General features: G+C 63.1%; 3 protein-coding genes. 2 read left to right on the top strand and 1 reads right to left on the bottom strand.

Annotated features, from left to right (window positions below; translation table 11 throughout):
- The first annotated feature begins 18 nt into the window (after positions 1-18).
- Entirely contained in the window at positions 19-708 is a 690-nt protein-coding gene (locus HP546_RS28970; protein ID WP_172232923.1) for an ABC transporter permease, read from the top strand.
- Between the two features lie 124 nt (positions 709-832).
- On the top strand, positions 833-2038 hold the full coding sequence (locus tag HP546_RS28965) for a methyltransferase (protein WP_172232920.1): 1206 nt from the start codon (positions 833-835) through the stop codon (positions 2036-2038).
- A gap of 285 nt (positions 2039-2323) precedes the next feature.
- Here HP546_RS28965 and HP546_RS28960 read toward each other — a convergent pair whose 3' ends face one another.
- The gene (locus HP546_RS28960) at positions 2324-2650 is read right to left on the bottom strand and encodes a DUF3077 domain-containing protein (RefSeq protein ID WP_256678565.1); all 327 of its coding nucleotides are present in this window, start codon (positions 2648-2650) and stop codon (positions 2324-2326) included.

Raw genomic sequence — 2650 nt, 5'->3', positions numbered from 1 at the left:
CTTTGCGAGGGCCGAACAATGAATTGGGAAGTCATCTTCAAATGGCTGCCACGCCTGGCCCAGGGTGCGACCCTGACCCTGGAGCTGGTGGCCATTGCGGTGGTTGCCGGGCTGATCCTGGCCATCCCGCTGGGTATCGCCCGCTCTTCGCGCCACTGGTATGTGCGCGCCGTGCCGTTCAGCTACATCTTCTTCTTCCGTGGCACGCCGTTGCTGGTGCAGCTGTTCCTGGTCTACTACGGCCTGGCCCAGTTCGATGCAGTACGTTCGAGTGCGCTGTGGCCGTACCTGCGCGATCCGTTCTGGTGCACGGTGCTGACCATGACCCTGCACACGGCCGCCTACATCGCCGAGATCCTGCGCGGCGCGCTGCAGTCCATCCCCAAAGGCGAGATCGAAGCCGCCCGGGCACTGGGCATGTCACGGGCCAAGGCGCTGATCTACATCATGCTGCCGCGCGCCGCGCGGATCGGCCTGCCGGCCTACAGCAACGAAGTGATCCTGATGCTCAAGGCCAGCGCCCTGGCCAGTACCGTGACCCTGCTGGAACTGACCGGCATGGCCCGTACCATCATCGCCCGCACCTACCTGCCGGTGGAAATCTTCTTTGCCGCCGGGGTGTTCTACCTGGTGATCTCGTTCATGCTGGTGCAAGGCTTCAAGCTGCTTGAGCGCTGGTTGCGCGTGGACGCCTGCCAAGGGCGCTGATATCTCCTGAGCCATCTTCGCGGGTAGACCCGCTCCCACAGGTACCCCACAGGCCTTGAAACCTGTGCTAATCCTGTGGGAGCGGGTTCACCCGCGAAGAGGCCCTCAACCCAACACACATCCCATGCCCAGCTACCTCCACAGCCACTACCTGAACGCCCGCTTCCAGGCCCTTGACCAGTTCCTGATCGAGCACCAGCAGCTGTGGAAACCCCGCCCCTTCACCACCTTGAACCTGTCCTGGGAAGCCACCCACCCCGAGCTGGCCGCCCACCTGCGCCAATGCTCGCTGGCAGACGCCGAAACCGACAGCGCAGCCGACCACTTGCCCGCCCCGTTCCCGCAACTGGCGCTGCAAGCCCGACAGCTGGCCGCCCTGGGCAACCTCCCGGCAACAGACCTGCCCACTGCAAGCCACCGTCTTGACGTCGCCGTCCCCGGCCGCAAATGGCAGCAGATCGAAGCCTTCGCCAGCCACCTGGCATTCCGCGAGCCGCCCCGCCACTGGCTGGACTGGTGCTCCGGCAAAGGCCACCTCGGCCGCCGCCTGCTGCAACCCGGCCAGCAGCTGACCTGCCTGGAATACGACGCCGAACTGGTTGCCGCCGGCCAGGCCTTGAGCGCGCACCACCACCTGCCCGCGCAACACGTGCAGCAGGACGTGCTGGCCAGCGACAGCGCTCGTCATCTGCATGGCGAAAAAAGCGTGGTCGCCCTGCACGCCTGCGGCGACCTGCACGTGCGCCTGATGCAGCTGGCCAGCCAACAGGGCTGCCGACAGCTGGCCGTGGCGCCCTGCTGCTACAACCGCATTGCCGCGCAGCAGTACCAGGCGTTATCCACAGCCGCGCAAGCCTCCAACCTGCAGCTTTCGCTGGACGACCTGGGCCTGCCCTTGAGCGAAACCGTCACCGCCGGCGCCCGCGTACGCCGCCAGCGCGACACATCGATGGCCCGGCGCCTGGGCTTCGACCTGCTGCAGCGCCAGCAGCGCCAGACCAGTGAATACCTGCCCACACCATCGTTGCCCGTGGCCTGGCTGGAGAAGCCTTTCGAGCAATACTGCCGTGACCTGGCCGAGCTCAAGCAATTGCCATTGCAAGGCAACCCCGACTGGCCCGCCCTGGAAGCCGCTGGCTGGCAGCGCCTGGCCGAGGTACGCAATCTGGAGCGCATGCGCAACCTGTTCCGCCGGCCCCTGGAAATGTGGTTGGTACTGGACCGTGCCCTGTTCCTCGAAGAACAAGGCTACGACGTGCGCGTGGGCCTGTTCTGCGATTATCCGCTGACGCCGCGCAACCTGCTTATCCTCGCAGAACGCGACCGTTAGCCGCAGCACAACCTGTGGATAAGTCTGTGAACAAGCTTGTGATTACCTGTTGGTGCCAAGCGCTATTTCAAACGCTTGGCTTATTCCTGCGCGCTGGTCAAGCCCAGTAAAAACAGGCATTTGCGCAAAGACCAGCGGCATAGGATTCCGGCATGCCTTTCGCGCAAGGCGCCAATGCCACTTGTGCATAAACATTTCTTGTGGTTGGCGCAAGGGCCAGTTGCACGGGTGTGCAGGAGCGGCCTGGTGACGCGAAAGGGCTGCAAAGCAGCCCCGGCTCAAAGATCAGTGCGCCTTGTTCTTGGCAATCTCGATATCGTTCATCAACGCCTTGGCCATGTCGCACAGGTAATCGGCCGCACCCAGGAATTTATGGTCATCCTCCATATCCCCCTCGCGCACCAGGTGTTTGATGTAGCCCATCAGAATCGAGACATGTTCATAGGCGGAGTCCACCGGGATACCGGGTTCTACGCGGAGCAGGTTCAGGGAAGGGTTGCCGGCTGCGAGGAAGGTTTCTACGCCTGCGGTGGTGATTTGATTGGGGGTGTTATCGGGTGGATTTGTTTTCAATTGTCGTACTCCTACGTTCAAAGGAGTTGCCGTGCTCAT

This window comes from Pseudomonas sp. CM25 (genome assembly GCF_013179705.1).
Lineage (GTDB): Bacteria > Pseudomonadota > Gammaproteobacteria > Pseudomonadales > Pseudomonadaceae > Aquipseudomonas.
This window is presented reverse-complemented; position numbering and strand designations above follow the sequence as displayed.

What these genes read in the sequence shown, in the direction of transcription:
- HP546_RS28970 (WP_172232923.1), top strand. Translation starts at nt 19, where the DNA reads ATGAATTGGGAAGTCATCTTCAAATGGCTGCCACGCCTGGCCCAGGGT.
- HP546_RS28965 (WP_172232920.1), top strand. Translation starts at nt 833, where the DNA reads ATGCCCAGCTACCTCCACAGCCACTACCTGAACGCCCGCTTCCAGGCC.
- HP546_RS28960 (WP_256678565.1), bottom strand. Translation starts at nt 2,650, where the DNA reads ATGAGCACGGCAACTCCTTTGAACGTAGGAGTACGACAATTGAAAACA.